This is a genomic window from Stieleria magnilauensis (genome assembly GCA_007753675.1).
In the GTDB taxonomy this organism is placed as follows: domain Bacteria; phylum Planctomycetota; class Planctomycetia; order Pirellulales; family Pirellulaceae; genus Stieleria; species Stieleria magnilauensis.
Map to the genome: position 1 here is coordinate 10,447,358 of CP036432.1, position 18,048 is coordinate 10,465,405.

Sequence of the window (18,048 nt, forward strand, 5' to 3'; positions counted from 1 at the left end):
AACGACAACGATCGTTTCAGCGGCGGCGACGCAGCAACATCCCACAGCTGATCAACCCGGCCAAGGCGGCGGAGGCGGGTTCGGGTACGGCGCTGATGCGCGCGACCGAAACGTTGTCGATGAATAATCTTGACGTGCTGCCAAGGTTTGCACCTGTCGCGGCATTGAACTGCAGCGTGATCCCACCGCTCACATCCGATCCGGTGACGGGGCTGAAGCTGAAGCGTTGGTAATCATTGGTCAACGCGAGCGGTCCGCTGCCAAGAATCGGATTCGCCGATGTCCCTCCGCCGGCGATTTCAGAAAAGAACTCTGCGAAGGCCACTCCGCCGCTGGTCCCAGCCCCCTTGGCGTCGAACGAAATTAAGATCGTTTCGCCAGCCGTGACCAGACCAACGCCAAGGTTGGCTTGCTTGACCACCAGAGCTGAACCGGAAACGTCGTTGAACAACTCACCGGCGAAGCCACCCGTTTTACTGTCGCTGGTGACGGCAAACGTTTGTGCGGGTGAAGCAAAGGATGTCCAGCCGCTGGTGTCCCCGGTTTCAAAGTCGCCGTTGACCGTCAGCTCCGCAGCGACGTCGCCGGGCGCGGCAAAGACAAAGGCCAAAACCAGTCCACTAAGACAAATCGGTTTCATCGCTGACATCGCATTACTTCGAATTGGGGACGCTGAACATTGTCACCCTACACGAATCAACAGAGCTCCACGATTATTCCGCCGAGTTTGTCGAAATTGACACGGCTGCGGTTCACCCCCCCCGCTGAACATCAATCTCAAGCGGAGGCGCGGTCGATGCGATCCATGATCGCGCGACCGATGCCGGACCTGTCACACTGATCGATCACGATCAAGCTGCACTCGGTCGCATCGGCTTGGCGGATCGCGGTGAACAGGTGCTGCGCCACTTCGTTCAGGTCACCGGTTCGGCTGAGTGATCGATACCAACCGAAGCGGGCGGCTTCGCAGTCGGGCAGCGGGGCAAAGACGATTCGGGCGACACGTGACGGGTCAACCTCTTCGGCCTGCCAGGCAGCGACGACCCGCAACGGCTTCGCCGGCGAGTAGTGTTTTGCCAGCATGCCAGGTGCGGGCATCGCCTCAAGCGGACCGCTTCTCTCTGGGGCGTTGTTACCGACTTTGCTCTCGACGGTGTCATCCTTGCCGGCGCGCTGGGCGAGCTTGACGGACCCGAACGCGTCTTGGAGCTGTTCCACCGAGATGCCTCCCGGTCGCAGCAATTCGACTCCGTCACGCTGCAGCCGGATGATCGTTGACTCCAGTCCACATTCACATTCACCGCCATCGAGGATCATTGCGACCTCGTCGCCGAGCCCTTGCCGGACGTGTTCGGCGCAGGTCGGGCTGACGTAGTTGGACGGGTTGGCACTGGGTGCGGCGATCGGGAACTCGCACGCGGCCAGCAACGATCGCATCACCGGATGGCTGGGGACACGGACGGCAACGGTCGGCGCTCCGGCGGTGACTTCATCGACCACATCGGCGGAACGGGGAACCACGACGGTCAACGGCCCGGGCCAAAACGCGGCGGCGCGTTGCCATTGGTCGGCCAGCCATCGGGGATGATCGACGTGAACCCAGCGCCGCGCCGATTCGGGCGAGTCGACATGGATGATCAGCGGGTTATTGGCCGGCCGGCCTTTGGCCTGGAAGATCTTGCGGACCGCCACCGGATTGGTGGCATCGGCGGCCAAGCCATAAACCGTTTCGGTGGGAACACCGACCAGTTGTCCGTCGGCAAGGAGTCTGGCCGCCTCGGCGATCGAAGCATTCGATGCGGCTTTGATCTTGGAACTGGACACGTGACAGTCAGCCGATCACATCGCGTTGCAACGTCGTCAGCTCGGCGATTCCCTTGCGGGCCATCGCCAGCATGGCGGCCAATTGGTCGTCGTCAAAGGTTGCTTCTTCGCCGGTGCCTTGGATTTCCACGAACTTGCCGCGACCGGTCATGACGACGTTCATGTCGACGTCGGCGGCGAAATCCAGTTCGTAGTCAAGATCCAGTTTGACGGTGTCCTTGATCACTCCCACACTGATCGCGGCGATGCTATCGCGCAGCGGACCTTCACCGATCTTCGCATCGGGCAATTCATTTTGCACCGCTTTGGCCAGCGCGATGAACCCGCCGGTGATCGATGCGGTTCGCGTGCCGCCGTCGGCTTGCAGGACATCGCAATCGACGACGATGGAGCGTTCGCCGAGTGCCTTCAGGTCCACCACGGCACGCAGCGACCGGCCGATCAACCGCTGGATTTCCGTCGTCCGTCCGTCCACCTTGCTGCGTTCGCGTCGCTTCCGCGGCACGGTGCTGCCGGGCAGCATGTTGTATTCGGCGGTGACCCAGCCCTTGCCCTTGCCTTCCATCCACGGCGGAACGCTGGGTTCAACCGATGCGGTGCACAGGACGATCGTGTTGCCGGACTTGTACAGCACGTTGGCGGGATGATGGGCCAGGTAGCCGAGTTGGATCTCGACCGGGCGTAGTTGATCGTCGGGGCGCATGGAGGGGGAGGTGAAGTGGGGTGAGAAAGGGAGGATTTGGTTTCCGGACGTCGCGTACGCTTCCAGCTTGCGACTCAGACTACGTTTTTACCGATCCAATCGCGACCGAGCATCCAGACGAGCAAGCCTTTCTGGGCGTGCATCCGGTTTCCGGCTTGGCGGACGATGTCACTTTGGTCCCCGTCGATCACTTCGTCGGTGATTTCTTCGCCGCGAACCGCCGGCAAACAATGCAGCACGCGAGCCGACGTGGGCGCCGCCTGCAGCAAGGTCTTGTTGAGCTGGAAATCTTTGAAGGCCTGACGACGGGCAACCATCTCGGCTTCTTGTCCCATGCTGGTCCAGACATCGGTGTAGATCGCGTCGGCCGTCTTCACCGCCGCGGCGGGGTCGTGCAGAGTTTCGATCTCCGCGTCCGGATAGGCGGCCTGGACCATTGCCATCCAATCCGATTCCATCTCATATCCATCGGGGCAGGCCAACGTGAATCGCATCTTCAGCATCGCGCAGATCAACGCCAGCGACTGAGCGACGTTGTTGCCGTCGCCGACGAACACGAGATGTTTGCCGGCGTAGGATCCGAAGGCTTCTTCGATCGTCAAGATATCCGCGAGCGCCTGGCAGGGATGGCAGCGATCGGTCAATCCATTGATCACCGGCATGGCGTTGAAGCTGGCCAGCAATTCGACTTGGGCATGTTGTTTGGCGCGACACACGACGGCGTCGACGAATTGGCCGAGCACGTTGGTGAAGTCGGACGGTGATTCACGTTTGCCCCAGCCGACATCGGAACCGAGAAACAGGCTTTCGCCGCCCAGCTGCGCCATCCCGGCCTCGAAACTCACCCGCGTCCGCAAGCTGGGCTTTTCGAACAGCAGCGCGATGACTTGGTTCTTCAAGATGTTGGGCCGATCACCGGCCGCCAACTTTTGCTTGACGACACCGGCGGTCCGCAGAATCAGCTGCAAGTCGTCGGGACTGATGTCGAACAGGGATAAGAAGTGTTGCATGAGAAGAACAGCTCACTTGCCAGCGTGATGAGAAACGTGCAAAGACACGACAAGGTTAGTTACTTGTAGATTTCGGTGCCGACGCCTTCAGAGGTGTAGATTTCCAACAGCAACGAATGTCGCAGCCGGCCGTCGACGATGTGCACCTTGCCGACGCCCCGTCCGAGTGTTTCCAAACAGGCTTCGACTTTGGGAATCATACCCGAGGCGATGTGCCCGGAGTCGATCAACGCGCGGGCTTCGGTTTCACTGAGCGAGTGGATGATCGTGTCGGGATCATCTTTGTCCATGCGAACGCCGTTGACGTCGGAAAGGAAAACCAGCTTCTCGGCGCCGAGTGCCTGTGCGACCGCCATCGCCGCAGTGTCCGCGTTGACGTTGTAACAACGCCCATCTTTGCCTTCACAGAAACTGGGGATGACCGGAACCTGGTCGGTGTACAACAGCCCTTCGATGACGCTGCGGTCGACTTCGGTCACCTGGCCGACGTGTCCCAAGTCTTCACCGCTGTCCAGTTTCAACGGTTCTCCGAACAGCACGTTGGTGCTGTGCACGGACAGATTCATCGCCCGGCCACCGAGCCGCTCGATCTCGTCAGTCAAAAACTGATTGACTTCTCCGGCCAACACCCGCCGCACGACTTCCAAGGTCGCATCGTCGGTGTATCGCCGGCCGTGGATGAATTTTGGCTCCACGTTCGATTCGGCCAACGCCCGGTTGATCGCTTTTCCCCCGCCGTGAACCACCACGGGTTTCATGCCCACCGTTTCCATGAAGATCACATCCAACAGGATGTGCATCAACGCGTTCTCATCGTCCAGTACGCTGCCGCCGAGCTTGATGACGGTGGTCTTGCCACGGAATCTGCGAATCCATCCCATCGCTTCGATGAGAGTGTCAGCTTTGGCGATCGCTTCTTGCACGCGGGAGACTCCAAACCGTGAGAAGGTTAAACTGTGCACGTCGAATTGGGCAAAACGAAAAACGGACCATGCTAGGTGCCCGCCCGATGGGGGTCAATTGCGGGCCGGCCCGCTGGGCCCAGGTATCCGAAAAGAACCGCGTTTCCAATGCCTTTCCGCCCCCCTCCGGGGCATATACCGAAAAGAAACCTTGATGAAAAAAGCGACTGTTGTAGTGATCGGCGGCGGACAGATGGGGCGTGCCCTGGTCGGTGGGATGCTGGCATCCGGCTTCGCCACAGCCGAACAAATCACCATCGTGGACCCCAGCCCCGACAGCCGCCAGTGGTGGACCAGCCAACACCCGACCGTCGGGTTCGGTGACAAACTCGGTGGCGAGAACGCCCAAGCGGACATTTTCTTGCTGGCGGTCAAACCGCATCTGATCCCGCGTGTGGCCGCCGAAATCGCCGGATTGGTGGACCAGACCAAACTGGTCATCTCGATCGCCGCCGGGGTTTCCCTGCAAACCTTGTGCGAGCATGCCGGTCACGAGCGCGTCATCCGCGTGATGCCGAACACCCCCAGCCTGGTCGGCGCCGGGGCGAGCGCGTTTTGCGTCGCGGCCGGCGCGACCGACGACGATTGCCGGTGGATCGAACAAGCCTTGGCCGGCGTCGGAACGGTCGCCCGCGTCGCCGAGGCCCAGATGGATGCGGTCACCGGACTGAGCGGCTCCGGCCCGGCGTACATCTGTTTGGTGATCGAGGCACTTGCCGATGGCGGCGTGCTGGCCGGGCTACCGAGACCGTTGGCGATGACCCTGGCCGCTCAGACCGTGCTGGGGACCGCTAAGATGGTGACCGAAACCGGACGCCACCCGGCAGAACTGAAAGACGCCGTCGCCAGCCCCGGCGGCACGACGATCGCCGCGCTGAAAGTGTTGGAAGAAAAAGGCCTCCGCGCCGCATTGATCAGCGCGGTTGAAGCGAGCGCGAAGCGAAGCCGCGAACTGGGTTAAAGTTCCAGAAACAGTCTCGCCGGATCTTCGATCACTTCCTTGATCGTGCGCAGGAACCCGACGGCTTCGCGGCCGTCGACGATGCGGTGATCGTAGGTCAGCGCGACGTACATCATCGGTCGGATTTCGACTTTGCCATCGATCGCGACGGGCCGGTCCTGGATCGAATGCAATCCCAGGATCCCGCTTTGTGGCGGATTGACGATCGGGGTACTGAGCAGCGACCCATAGATGCCACCGTTGCTGATCGTGAACGTCCCACCGATCAGGTCTTCGGCTTGCAACCTGTTTTCGACCGCTTGCTTGGCAAAGTCGGCGATCGTCCATTCGATTTCCGCAAACGACAGACGTTCGGTGTTTCGAACGATGGGCACGACCAGGCCTTTTCCGCCGCCCATGGCGATCCCGAGATCCTGGTAGTTGCGGTAAATAGCGCTGTCATCGCGGATTTCTGCGTTGACGGCGGGAAAGCGTCGCAGCGCTTCGACGCTCGCCTTGGCGAAGAATGACATGAAGCCGAGTTTGACACCGTGCTTTTCCAGAAACGCGTCTTTGTACTTCTTGCGAAGACTCATCACGGGCTGCATGTCGATTTCGTTGAACGTCGTCAACAATGCGGCGGTCTGTTGGGCGCTGACCAGCCGCGATGCGATCGTTCGGCGCAGCATGCTGAGCGGCTTGACCTCTTCGCTGCGATCGGGCGCACCGGTCATCAGTGTGCTGGTCGGCTTGGACGGTGCAGTCACCCCCGTGGAGGCGGCAGGCTTGCCAGCCGATTTTTTGGCGGGCGGTGCTTCGGCGGGCTTGGACGCCTGTTTCGCCCCGCCGGATTCGAGAAACCGCTGCACGTCTTCTTTCAACAGTCGGCCGCCGGGGCCGCTGGCGGGAACATCCGAAGCCGACAAACCGTTCTCGTCGAGCAGGCGCTGCGCGGCGGGCATCACAAAACTGGCGGCTGATCCACCCGAACCGGAACCGCCGGCGGAGTCGGCAGGCGCGGCGGTCGAGCCCGAGTCTGGGGATGCCGATGCGTCGGAGTCGGGTTTCGGGGCGACGCGAATCTTCGCGATCAGCTCACCGATCTCGGCAAAATCCCCCTCCTGCTTGGTGATTCCTTCCAAGAATCCGGCCGCCGGGGCGGGCAGCTGAACCGATGCCTTTTCCGTTTCAATCTCCACCAAGTCCTCGCCCGAATCGACCCATTCGCCCTCGGACTTGATCCAAGCCCCTAATTGAACTTCGGTGATGGACTCGCCAACGGTCGGCACTTCAACGTCTACGATTTCGCTCACGGCTTCCGGATGTCCCAATCAAAGATGAAGATCGAATTTTTCCCGTCAAACGCGGGCATCGTCACAGGATAACGGGCAAATGCCAAGGTGTCATCGACGGAAACGGGCCCAATTAGGTTCTCAGCATCCGGATCAGATCGTCGTTGGACAGCTTGGCCGCGGCTTCGGTCCCTTTCATCACCCCGGCGACCAGATCGCGTTTGGATTCGTGCAGCGCCAAGATTTCCTCTTCGATCGTGCCCCGGGCGACGATCCGGTAGACCATCACCGGTTTGTCTTGCCCCATCCGGTGGGCCCGGTCGGTCGCCTGGTCTTCCACGGCCGGATTCCACCAGGGATCCATGTGGATGACATAGTCGGCGGCGGTCAGATTGAGCCCGGTTCCGCCGGCTTTGAGCGAAATCAGGAAAACGTCGGCGCTCCCGGTTTGGAACTCGTCGACGGCCACCTGCCGCGCCTTGGCGGGGGTCGACCCATCGAGGTACTGGTACGTGAATCCACGCTCATCGAGGGCCTTACGGATCAACGCCAGGTGCTCGGTGAACTGGCTGAAGACGAGCGCCCGGTGGCCTTCTTCGCGGAGGCTGTCCAAGGTTTCACAGAGCTGATCGAGTTTGGCCGACGATTCGGTCCATTGCTTGTTGACCAAACCGGCATGGCAGGCGATTTGCCGCAGCCGGGTCATCAGCGCCAGAATCTTGAAACGTTGGTCTTTGATGTGCGGCAGGGCTTCGAGGGTTTCAATTTCGCCGATCGCCGCCAAGCGGACCTTCTCGTACTCGGCTCGCTCGGCCGGACTCAGATCGACATACAAGTTCATCTCGGTGCGGGGCGGCAATTCGGTCAACACCTCGGACTTGGTTCGGCGGAGCACGAAGGGCTGCAACCGCTCGGCCAGCGCCTTGCGGGCCGACTCGCTAGATTCCTTTTCGATCGGCCCGGCGAATCGTTTGCGGAAATGTTCCCAGCCGCCGAAGACGCCCGGCGAAACGACGTGGAACAGACTCCACAATTCACCGAGATGGTTTTCCACCGGCGTTCCGGTCAGCGCGACCGTCCAATCGGCGTCGATCCCGGCGATTGCCTTACTGGTCTTGCTGCGACTGTTCTTGATCGCCTGGGCTTCGTCCAACACCAGGGTCGACCAGGACACCCCGGCAAGCGCCTCGGCATCGCGCAAGGCCAACCCGTAGCTGCAGATCACCAACGACCGGGGTCCGACCGTGGGCAGAAACTCGCCGCGTTCGGTTTCACGGTACAGGTGGACGTCCAGGTCGGGGGCAAAACGCTCTGCCTCGCGCTGCCAATTGAACCCGACACTGGTCGGCGCGATCACCAGCGCCGGACCGTCGGCGGATCGATCCAGCAAGACGGCCAGCGTTTGAAGTGTCTTGCCCAAACCCATGTCGTCGGCCAAGATGCCGCCGACGCCCCACTCGGCCAACTTGCGCAGCCACTTGTATCCGTCGATCTGGTAGTCCCGCAGATTGGCATCCAAGTTCTGCGGCACGGTCGGATCCAGCTTCTCCGCCTTGGCCAATCGTTTGACGCATTTTTCCCAGGCACGGCTGGCTTTGACGGCGACGTCGGAATCGACCAATTCACGAATCGCCGGGGCCGCGGTCGCATCCAATTTCAGCGTGTTGCGATCCTTGTGCGTCGCATCCTGCAAACGCTTCAGTCGCTTCCGCAACCCTTCGGAGATTCTGGCCCACTGCCCATCGGCCAGTTTGATGTAATCGCCGATACCGTCTTGATCATCCGCCGGCAGCCCGTTGATCAACTCGGCCAGCGGCATCGAGTGCTCACCGAACTTGCATTCGCCTGAGATCCCGAACCAATTGCGTTTGTTCGTGATGTCGACCTTGACGTTGCTGCTGGACAAGTTGCCGAGCACCGTGACCGGTTTTTCGCCGGTGCGATCCCACAGCACTTCGACGTCACTCTCGGGCGACTGCAGGTCCTCGATCAGACGCAGCGCGGCGCCGAAATCATCGATCGTTCCGAACCAATTCTCGCGGTCCACCGACAGACGCCAGCGCTTGAGCAGCCGATCAATTTGCTCGGATTCTCGAGTGACCGAGCGGGCCAGCTGCAACTTCTCGCCGTCGCGTTCGGTGGCTACGACCATCGGTCCCGTCAATGGTCGCCTGAGCACACCGGCGGCGTCGCGGACGCGGAGCCCGAAATCGAGCCGGCCGTCGGCTCGACTACGAAGTAGGATCGCCGGACGGGCGTCCGTAAAACGGACCGGACCCGCCACCGAAGGCGGCAACAGAATGGAAATCTGTTTTTGAAGCTTGGCCAGAGGTTGCAGCAAGTCTTCGCGGCGGTCCAGGGCGACCGGAGGCAGTTGGCAAATCGAACGAATCAACTCGGCTTCGTTTGCCTTCGACTTGCCGACCAAGATTTCGTCGGCGTCCAGGTCGATGCGCAGAAAGGTTTCACCGGAGGCGATCACTCTGGGATAGATCTTCGATCCGTCTTGATTCGAAAACAGGACACGGTAGTTGTCCTTTGAGATCCCGACGGCGAGATAGTTGGGATAGTCCCGGACGCTGATCGGTTCGGAATCCCAAGTGACGTTGTTCTGCCCGACCAGTTGCTCGATCGCTTCGACCGCGTCCAACTGGTAGCCGGAGTCGCCGTAGTAATGCCGACCGGCACGCTCGATCTTGGCGACCACCGCAAGATCGGCATCGGTCAGCGGGAGCGAACGATCGGTGATCAAGTTGTCCAGACGAATCTTCTTGCCTTTGGTGAATCCATTGCCACGTTTCTTTTTTTGCTGAAGCAGCGGTTGGACCGACAGATATCCCCCGCTGCTCTGCGTAAAGTTCCAAATGATCCGCTGCGTCACAATCGCGGCCAGCGGCGGCAACAGATCGTCATCTTCGTCGGCGACATCGGAAAACAGGTCGTGTTGCTCGGTCGTGATCCGATTCAGCTCGGCGATCGCGATCGTCGAGGGGTCGGCCACATAGGCGTCGCGCGGCGGCTCACCCGACTCCATCTCCCCTTGAGCGATCCGCGACCGCAAGGGCTGGTTGTGCTGCAATTGCTCGAGCGCGTGCAACACAAATTGATAGCAGTGCACGCAAGGTTCGATTCCGCCCGATTCGGCGCAGTCACAACCCGCCGGCGATGATTCCGCATCCACACTCAAGTAGACGTTGTGGTGGACACCCTTGCTTGACCAAGAACCCTGCATCTCGCCGCAGCGATAAATCCTTTCGATGTGGATTTTTGCCGGGATCGATCGATCGGCCCGCTGAAGTGCATGAGCGGACCTGATCTGAGGGGGAAAGCTCTCCAACAGCTCTCGCAACGCGAAGAACCAGGATTGGACGTCCTGGCAGTCAAAGCGGGGCTCATCGAACCAATCTTCGCCCTCATCAAGCAACGACTGCAGCCCGATCAGACCATTTTTGTTCTTTGCCTGCGAAAGGACTTTGCGAAGCTTTTGCAACTGGATTTTCGATCGCGACACCGGGAACTCCGTTTCACAAGTCTGTGTGGTCAACAGACAATCAATCTACCGTCCGCCACCGTTTTCGACGAGTTGGTTTTCCGACTCGTCCGCCAAATCCTGCTTGACCCGCAACGGCACCGCGATTTTCCGCAGCCGAAACTCGCGAAACAGCGAAATCAAATTGATCGCCAACACTCCCGATCCGACCACCAGGATCAACATCGCGACTTCAGCCGGCAGCCCCCGTGAGCTGAACGCTTCGTCCCACGTCCACCCCCAATTGCTCGCGTGCAGGGCGGAGTAGCTAAACGAGACGCGGCCTTGGATGGCCACATCGATGATCGCCGGCACGATCACGCCCAAGAAATATGCAACGATCGCCGCAATCAGGGGGGCGACAAAGGAGGGCCCGAACCGCTTCAGAAACGGCATCGACAGCAAGCGAATGATCCCCAGATATCCCAGCAGATAGCCGATCATCATCGCCGCAAAGATCGGCGGAGGAGTGTCCACACTCGTTCCCCGGACGACTCCCGTCTGGAAGCCAAGTACACCCACCCCGGCCAACACCAACAGCCCCGCCACGCCCGTGCCGATGACAAACATGAAACCGGTCCCCGGCCCGGGCATCCACCACGTGAACAACATGCGGGTCCCGTAAGTGGCCGGCAATCCGCGTCGCACGCGGGGGCTCAACTCCGAAGCTTCGCCGCACATGAACATCCCGACCAACAACCAATAGATCCCCAGGTACAGCAGCCCCTCATTGATCCATTCGAAATCACCGGTCACCCAGGCGGCATAGGCGATCGTCACCACCCAGATCGCCTGCTGGAAAAACAGAATCACGCGCAATCGAGTCGAGCGATTTTCCGTGACCGGGGCGATACGGGCCGCCGCCGCGGCCACGAACAAAACGACGAACGATGCCGCAACGGTGAACGAAGCGAGAAACCCGAACCAAGTCCCACTCCATTGCTCGGGCAACACCATCGAGAAAACAAAACCGCAACACGTGAACTCCACCACGACGATGAACGCGACCAAGCCGACCAACAGAAACGTTTGCAGCGTCCGGCCCTTGGCCAGCGTCGACAGCACCAACGCGAGCGCCGTCAACACCATCGCCGTGATAAAAACAATCGCGACGACCAAGACGATGGTCAGCAACCCGATCCCACGGAGCAGATAACAAAACGCCAAACAGGGCACGATGGCGGAGAAGTAAATCAGCATCTGAAGCACCGCACTGTTCATCTTCCCCGACACGATCCGCCAGGCCGACAGACGCGTGATCGCCAACATCTCATACGTCCCTTCATCGAGTTCGGCGGCCAAGGAGCGAAACGCCACCAAGGGAACGAAGGCGAACATCGAAACGGACAGGATCAGGAAGTAACCGATCATCATTGATTCACCGGTCGGGATGTAATAAACATCCGGCGCATTGAACACGATCCCCATGATCGTCCAGGCGCACGACGCGGCCAGCAAACAGAAAAACGTGATCAGAAACTGCTTGCTCTTGAGCGATTGCCTGGCCTCTTTGACCAAGATCGGATTCAACAGACTCGTCAGCCGCTCGGTCGCCCGATCCACCCAGCCCCAAAACCCACTCGCGTCAGGGTCCAGCGCCAGTGCCGGGTAGGGAATCGCCTGGCCACCGCCGCCGAGTGAAAGTTCGGCGACCGGGTGCAACGGTTGGCCGGCCGACGGGTCGGAATCACCGTCACCGCCGTCCCCCGCACGTCTCGATGCCTCTTGATCGCTCATTGCACCTTCCCCGCGGTGACCTTCAGGAACAGATCCTCCAACGATTCATCGACCACCCGGTACTCCAGCACGTTCACGCGGGCGTCACAGAGACGATGCAAAATTTCGATCTGGCGCTGTCGGTCGCCGGCGACGCGAAACTGCAGCGTGCGATTGAGTTCCACGACATCGGACACATCCTCACACTGTGACAGGATCGTTTTGGCCGTCTCGGTCTCGCCGTCGATGACGACGATCAAATCGAGATGCGTTTGCGAATTGCCTTTCAGACCGGCGACGGTATCGTTGGCCAACAACCGCCCCTGCTCGATGATGCCCACCCGATCGCACATCTCGGCCAACTCGCTCAAGATATGGCTGCTGATCAAGATCGTCTTGCCATCGGCCGCCAACGATCGAATGATCTGTCGCAACTCGATTCGGGCACGGGGATCCAGCCCGGCGGCGGGTTCATCCAAAATCAGCACCGAGGGGTCGTGGATCAGGGCGCGGCCGAGACAGAGACGTTGGCGCATCCCCTTGCTCAAACCGGTGATCGGTTTTTCGGCCATCGAACGCAGCCCCGTGAAATCCATCACCCAGCGGATCCGCCGCGTCCGCTCACGTCCGACCAGTCCGTTGGAACGCGCAAAGAAATCCAGATACTCGGCACAATTCGTGTCGCTGTACGAACCGAATGCATCGGGCATGAACCCCAACCGCCGGCGGACGCGGTCGGGATCGTTGACCGAGGAGAGTCCTTCGATGAAGGCGTCGCCTTCGGTCGGCAGTTCCAGCGTCGCCAGGATTCGCATGCTGGTCGTTTTCCCCGCCCCGTTGGGACCGATGTAACCAAACACGCTGCCCCGTGGGACCATGAACGAAACGTGATCGACCGCGCGCGTGCTGCCGAACAAACGCGTCACGTCTTGCAATTCGATCATCGGCCCCTGCCAGGGCGTTGGCGGGACGGACATTGGCGGGACAGCGGTATTCGACCCTGTCACGGCAGCAACCCTCCGATCATGCGGACGCATTCATCCTGCACACACTCGCGGAGCGCATACTGGTCCGCTTGCACTTCGGTCAAAGCCAAGAAGGATCGCCACTGCGGGTTTCGCGAAAACTCCAAGAGCCGCTCTTCGATGCCGGTTCGATCGTTCATCGAGACACGATTCTGATAGGGCGTCGGCATCTGTGTCGAATCCGGATCGACGACCCCCAGTGCGATCATGGAAAGTGTATTGGAGTTTGCCTTCTCCAGCGCCACCGTCGCCGCGGGCGCCACGTCCCGGGCGATCCAGTACTTACCCTTGTCGTCGCGCACGCCCACGATCGACAACGGTGTCGGCAAATGATTGGTCAACGAAACGGTCTCACCGCCGAAATCGATCTCGATCGGAGACACACCGACGTGCGGACGCGTGACCAGATAATGAACCTGAGTCCGCGTGGGCAGGAAGTCGCCAGAGTACAGCCGATCGTCGCCGACTTGGTCGATCAAAAAATCACCCGGCCGCGAGTCGTCGGCGACGCGGTAGTTGTAGTTGTTCATCATTTCCGAATGATGCACCGGTAACACAAACGCGTCGCCGGCAAACCGCAATCCGCGTTGATTGTCGACCACGGTGTAGTACGTCTGACGCGACTGGTCGATCACCGGGACACGTCCCGGCTGGCCGTCGCCCGGGGGCGAAACGGGATGCCGACCGTCGATCCAGGTCAATTGGCGGATCCGAGCCCGATTGTCAAACCCGTCCGAAAGAAAGGCGTAAAAAAACAGTCCCATCGTGGCCAAGAACGCCAACGCGGGCGCCAGGAAATACAGCAAGTAAAGCCGCCCGCGACGCCGCAACCCGAAGTACAACAGCGGCCCCATGACCAACACAAACAGACCGTTCAGGATCACAAACATCGTCACCGGCGGCTGGCCCACCGTCGACATCAGCCAAGCCCAGTAACTGTCGTTGCCGGTCGCGTACTCCACCCCGTTCCGCTCGCCCCATTTCTGTTTGTCCATCTCCAGCGACTTCCAGAGCTGGAACGACCCCGGAAACGGATCCTGTTGCTCGATCAAAACGACACGTCCCCAACCGTATGGCATCACACCCAGTCCGGCGAGGAGTTTCTTTTTGGTCACCGTCTGAACCATCGGATGCTTGACCGCCACCAGATCGTCATACACCGATTGACGAGTTTTTTCACTGGAACCGTAGGCGTATGAATTGGAGTAGTAGGTTCCATAATTCCAAGGCTGGTATTGAATTGCCGACGTGTCGTTGGGCTGGCTGAGCGTCATGACGGACGATGGATCGGCCCAATACCGGAACGACTTGCTGACGTCCCCTCGCGCGCCCGCAAGCCAACTCGGCGGATCAGCCCCAGCAGGCGGACTGGCCGACGTCGATGTCGCTTGCTGCTCCGGCGTCTGCGTCCCTTGCGAGGCCGCCGCCTGCAACGGTGCCGCGTAGGCCCAGATCTGACCACCCGCGGAAACCCAACGTTTCAGTTCCGCCGATCGGTCGGGTTGCTCTTGTTCGATTCGCTGCAGCAACGGATAGGGTGCCAGGATCACGTCCAACTGGCTGTAACCGATCCACGAAGGCTGCAAGGCGTCTTCGTCGATCACGCGAAACCGTGCCCAGCCGTAGACGACGTCGTCGACGAATTTCCGCGCCTGTTTGTCGGACAGTCGCGGCACGTTCGCCTTTTCACTGATCGCGCCCTCGCCCAGGATCGTGGCGATCGAACGCAGGTCGGGAAAGCGGGCCCAGGGGGCGGTCGACGTCGCCGCGTCTCGTGGAACCATCACCCCGATCGACATGTATTGTCCCCAATCTTTGACCGATGCCGGAATCGCCAGCTTGGACGCCACCTTTCCCAGCCGCCTGCCGTCTTCGATCACCTGGACCGAACAGGATTCCCAGCGATAAAAGTGAGGCACCAGGACCGGCATGTCATACGTCTTGACGCCTTGCGGCACCGTCACCTGACAGGCAAATTGAAAATCGATCTCGGTCGCGTATTGGGTCCGGGGCCGAAACAAGATGCGCAGCGAACGCTGGCGGGTAAACGACTTGCCGATCGCTCGAAACCGCAGCGTGATCGGTTGAAACCCCTCGTTGCCCAACCGCTCGGTGATCACGAACATCGTGAACCCTGCTTTGGCCGGATTAGACGGTGCCGCCCCCAGCTGAATCTCTTCGGCGGCAGCCGAGACCGTGGTCAGCGTCCCCAGGACCGCGATGACTAGAGCGGCGACGACCGAGCGAAGCAAACGCCTCATGGAGTTTCGCCATTGCGATGATTCGGATCCGACATCGCGTCGGGCATTTCGGTCGTGGGCGCATGAACTCGTATCGGCTGTTCGGGTCCCATGGCCGCCGAGCCGAGCGTCGAAAACAAGCTCGCCAACGAAAACGATCCCACGTACATCAAAAACGGCAGTGTCAGCGTTGCGATCAAGACCGTCGTCAACACCGCCCACAGTTGCCCGGTCGTGATCGCCTGCTGGACGACTCCCATCGCAACGGCACACACGGTGACCAATCCGATCAGCCAACGAAGCGAGATCTTGGGGAGAAATGGTTCGGTCGCGGTCGGATCAGTCATCAAGTGTTCTTTTCCTGGGTCGAAGCAGCCCCCCAGCATAGCAAACCCCGCCGATCGCCGCGGGAGGGCCGCAGTACTGAGTACTCAGTACCCAGTACTCAAGACTCAAGACTCAAGACTCACTACAAAAAAAAAGCCCCGACAAGTTTCCTTGTCGGGGCCATGTTGCGGGTGATCATGCCAACGCTGAGCGGTGCTCAGCGTCTGGGTCGTGGCAGGATCAGTTGCAGTTGGTGCAGCCGGCACCGGTTGCGATCGGTGCGGCACCGCCACAATTGACGCAGCCGGCTCCGGGAGCGGCGGACGCGCCGTAGCTGTACACCGGCACCTGGACCGTGGTCGGAACGGGCTTGCAGACTTGCACCTGCACTTCCTTCATCGTCGTCACGGGGATGCAAACATTGTACGTTTCCGGAACTTCTTCGGTCACGTTTTCATAAACGGTGACGTTGTAAGTTCGGACGCGTTCCTGTTTGACGCAGACGGTGTAGTTGACCTCGCGCTCGCGGGTTTGGTTTTCCATACGAGTCTTGGTGACCGTCCGCGTGCCTTCTTCCGTCTTGTAGGTCGTCTGGGGAACCATGCGGGTGCGGGTTTCCAGACGGGTCTTGGTGACGGGGATCGAGCGGGTGCGGGTTTCGTTCACCATGGTGGTGACCGGAACCGTTCGCGTGCGGGTCTCGTTGCGATACTTGGTCACGTCACGAGTCCGCTCTTCTTGACGCATCGAGCAAACGGTGACCATTCGCGTTCGCGTCTCGGGAACCATTTCGCAGTAGGCCACTTCGCGGGTGCGAGTTTCCATCCGCGTCTTGGGAACGTTGACCGTGCGGGTCCGCGTTTCGGTCATCATTTCGCAGTAGGGAACTTGCCGTTCACGGGTTTCCATCCGAGTCCGTTGAACCGGAACCTCGCGGGTGCGGGTTTCGGTCTTGCACTTGGTGACGTTGACGGTTCGTTCTTCGGTGCGAACTTTTTGAACCTGAACGGGTCGCGTGCGTTGCTCGGTGCGATACCGAGTGACGTTCACCGTACGGGTGCGGGTTTCGGGACGGCACTTGGTCACCGGAACCGTGCGGGTTTTGGTTTCGGTGACGTAGCTGGTCGTCGTGTACGTGTACGGCTCTTCGGTGGTCTGCCGTTGGTACGTGGTGACCGGGACTTCTTTGGTGACCAGGTTGGGCACCCAGACTTGTCGATAGCTGACCGCCGGGGCACAACCGCTGCCGCCGACGACGCCGGCTGCACCGCCGCATCCGCCACAGGAATTGCACGCCGTGCTGCATCCGCCACAGGGATTGCAAGCAGTGCTGCATCCGCCGCAAGGATTGCTGGGCGCGGATCCGCCACAGGCTCCGCAACCGGCACCGGCACCTGCACCGCCAGCGGCTTCAACCGCTTGGCACTGGTAGCTGCCGTGATCTTCGGTGACGGTCTTCATGGTCGTCACCGGAACGCACTTGGTGACCGTACGCGTTGCGGTCTTGGTTTCCGTGACAGGCACCTGAACCGTGTAGGTCTGCTCGACTTGCTCGGTGTAGGGAACCATCACCGTGTAAGACTGCTCGACGGGCTCGGTGTAGGGCACGCTGACGGAGTACGTTTGCTCCACCGTTTCGCAATACGGCACCTGAACGGTGTAGGTATGCGGTTCGGTGTAGGGCACTTTGACGGCGTAGGTTTGCGTCACCGTGTCGGTGTACGGAACGCACACTTGGTACGTTTCGGTCCGCATCTTTTTCACCGGAACTTGGACCGTGTACGTCTGCTCGACCGGCTCGGTGTAAGGCACGCAGACTTCATAGGTTTCGGTGCGGGTCTTTTGAACCGGCACTTGAACCGTGTATTGCTGCTCGACCTGTTCTCGGACCGGCACCGAAACGGTGTAGGTCTGCGGTTCCGTGTAAGGCACACAAACCGTGTAAGTCTGTTCGACTTCCTTGGTCTGGGGCACACACACCGTGTAGGTCTGCTCGACCGTGTCGGTGTACGGCACACTGACTTGGTAGGTCTGTTCGACCTCGGTCGTCACCGGAACCTGTACCTTGTAAGGCACTTCCTCGGTGTACTCGACCGGCACGCAAACCGTGTAGGATTCGGTGCGAGTTCGGACTTCGGGCACATTGACCGTGTAGGTCTGCTCGCGGGTTTGCACTTTGGCAACTTGCCGCGTCACCGTACGCATGCGGGTGCGTGTTTCGGTTTGATAAGTCGTCGTCGGAACCAGGCGGGTTTCCGACACCAGTTGCGGTCGCATGACCGTCCGGGTTTCATACGCGACAGCGGGGCCAGCGGCCCCGCCGGCAGCGACACACGCGAAACCGCTTGCGCAGCCGCCGCAATCGCCGCATTGAGCAAAGACATTTGCCGCAAATAACAGTGCGGTGCATAGTCCTGCCAAACCTTGATACATCATTTTCTTCATGTAGTGAGTCCTCCAAAATGTCTCACAGCCAGTGA

Annotated in this window: 13 protein-coding genes; 1 reads left to right on the forward strand and 12 read right to left on the reverse strand. The window is 60.3% G+C overall.

Going from position 1 to position 18,048, the window contains the following annotated elements:
• Positions 1 to 16 precede the first annotated feature (16 nt).
• From TBK1r_RS36965 to argB, 5 genes are all read right to left on the reverse strand, one after another.
• The gene (locus TBK1r_RS36965; RefSeq protein ID WP_419580755.1) at positions 17 to 649 is read right to left on the reverse strand and encodes a hypothetical protein; all 633 of its coding nucleotides are present in this window, start codon (positions 647 to 649) and stop codon (positions 17 to 19) included.
• Between the two features lie 128 nt (positions 650 to 777).
• Entirely contained in the window at positions 778 to 1,824 is a 1,047-nt protein-coding gene (locus TBK1r_RS36970) for an L-threonylcarbamoyladenylate synthase (protein WP_145221320.1), read from the reverse strand.
• 7 nt (positions 1,825 to 1,831) lie between these two features.
• Complete coding sequence (rph, locus tag TBK1r_RS36975) at positions 1,832 to 2,527, reverse strand: ribonuclease PH (RefSeq protein ID WP_145221322.1); 696 nt, start codon at positions 2,525 to 2,527, stop codon at positions 1,832 to 1,834.
• A gap of 74 nt (positions 2,528 to 2,601) precedes the next feature.
• On the reverse strand, positions 2,602 to 3,537 hold the full coding sequence (gene argF, locus TBK1r_RS36980; protein WP_145221325.1) for an ornithine carbamoyltransferase: 936 nt from the start codon (positions 3,535 to 3,537) through the stop codon (positions 2,602 to 2,604).
• A 59-nt stretch (positions 3,538 to 3,596) separates the two neighbouring features.
• On the reverse strand, positions 3,597 to 4,460 hold the full coding sequence (argB, locus tag TBK1r_RS36985; protein WP_145221328.1) for an acetylglutamate kinase: 864 nt from the start codon (positions 4,458 to 4,460) through the stop codon (positions 3,597 to 3,599).
• Between the two features lie 193 nt (positions 4,461 to 4,653).
• Between argB and proC the strand changes: the two genes are divergently transcribed.
• Complete coding sequence (proC, locus tag TBK1r_RS36990; protein WP_145221331.1) at positions 4,654 to 5,460, forward strand: pyrroline-5-carboxylate reductase; 807 nt, start codon at positions 4,654 to 4,656, stop codon at positions 5,458 to 5,460.
• On the opposite strand, the gene odhB is transcribed toward proC, so the two are convergent.
• The 7 genes from odhB to TBK1r_RS37025 all read right to left on the reverse strand — a co-directional run bounded on the left by odhB (position 5,457) and on the right by TBK1r_RS37025 (position 18,013).
• Entirely contained in the window at positions 5,457 to 6,752 is a 1,296-nt protein-coding gene (odhB, locus tag TBK1r_RS36995; RefSeq protein ID WP_145221334.1) for a 2-oxoglutarate dehydrogenase complex dihydrolipoyllysine-residue succinyltransferase, read from the reverse strand. The genes proC and odhB overlap by 4 nt on opposite strands.
• A 112-nt stretch (positions 6,753 to 6,864) precedes the next feature.
• Positions 6,865 to 10,242 (reverse strand): DEAD/DEAH box helicase, encoded by a 3,378-nt coding sequence (locus TBK1r_RS37000; RefSeq protein ID WP_419580756.1) that lies wholly within the window; start codon positions 10,240 to 10,242, stop codon positions 6,865 to 6,867.
• A 45-nt stretch (positions 10,243 to 10,287) separates the two neighbouring features.
• Positions 10,288 to 11,997 carry an ABC transporter permease gene (locus TBK1r_RS37005; RefSeq protein WP_145221337.1) on the reverse strand — a complete coding sequence of 570 codons (1,710 nt, stop codon included), beginning with the start codon at positions 11,995 to 11,997 and terminating at the stop codon, positions 10,288 to 10,290.
• On the reverse strand, positions 11,994 to 12,953 hold the full coding sequence (locus tag TBK1r_RS37010) for an ABC transporter ATP-binding protein (protein ID WP_419580757.1): 960 nt from the start codon (positions 12,951 to 12,953) through the stop codon (positions 11,994 to 11,996). Before TBK1r_RS37010 ends, TBK1r_RS37005 begins: the two co-directional genes overlap by 4 nt.
• Positions 12,954 to 12,979: 26 nt before the next feature.
• Positions 12,980 to 15,262, reverse strand: coding sequence for a hypothetical protein (locus tag TBK1r_RS37015; RefSeq protein WP_145221340.1), 2,283 nt, complete (start codon positions 15,260 to 15,262; stop codon positions 12,980 to 12,982).
• Positions 15,259 to 15,588 (reverse strand): hypothetical protein, encoded by a 330-nt coding sequence (locus tag TBK1r_RS37020; RefSeq protein WP_145221343.1) that lies wholly within the window; start codon positions 15,586 to 15,588, stop codon positions 15,259 to 15,261. Before TBK1r_RS37020 ends, TBK1r_RS37015 begins: the two co-directional genes overlap by 4 nt.
• A gap of 220 nt (positions 15,589 to 15,808) precedes the next feature.
• Positions 15,809 to 18,013, reverse strand: a complete 2,205-nt coding sequence (locus TBK1r_RS37025; RefSeq protein WP_145221346.1) for a hypothetical protein — start codon at positions 18,011 to 18,013, stop codon at positions 15,809 to 15,811.
• Positions 18,014 to 18,048 lie beyond the last annotated feature (35 nt).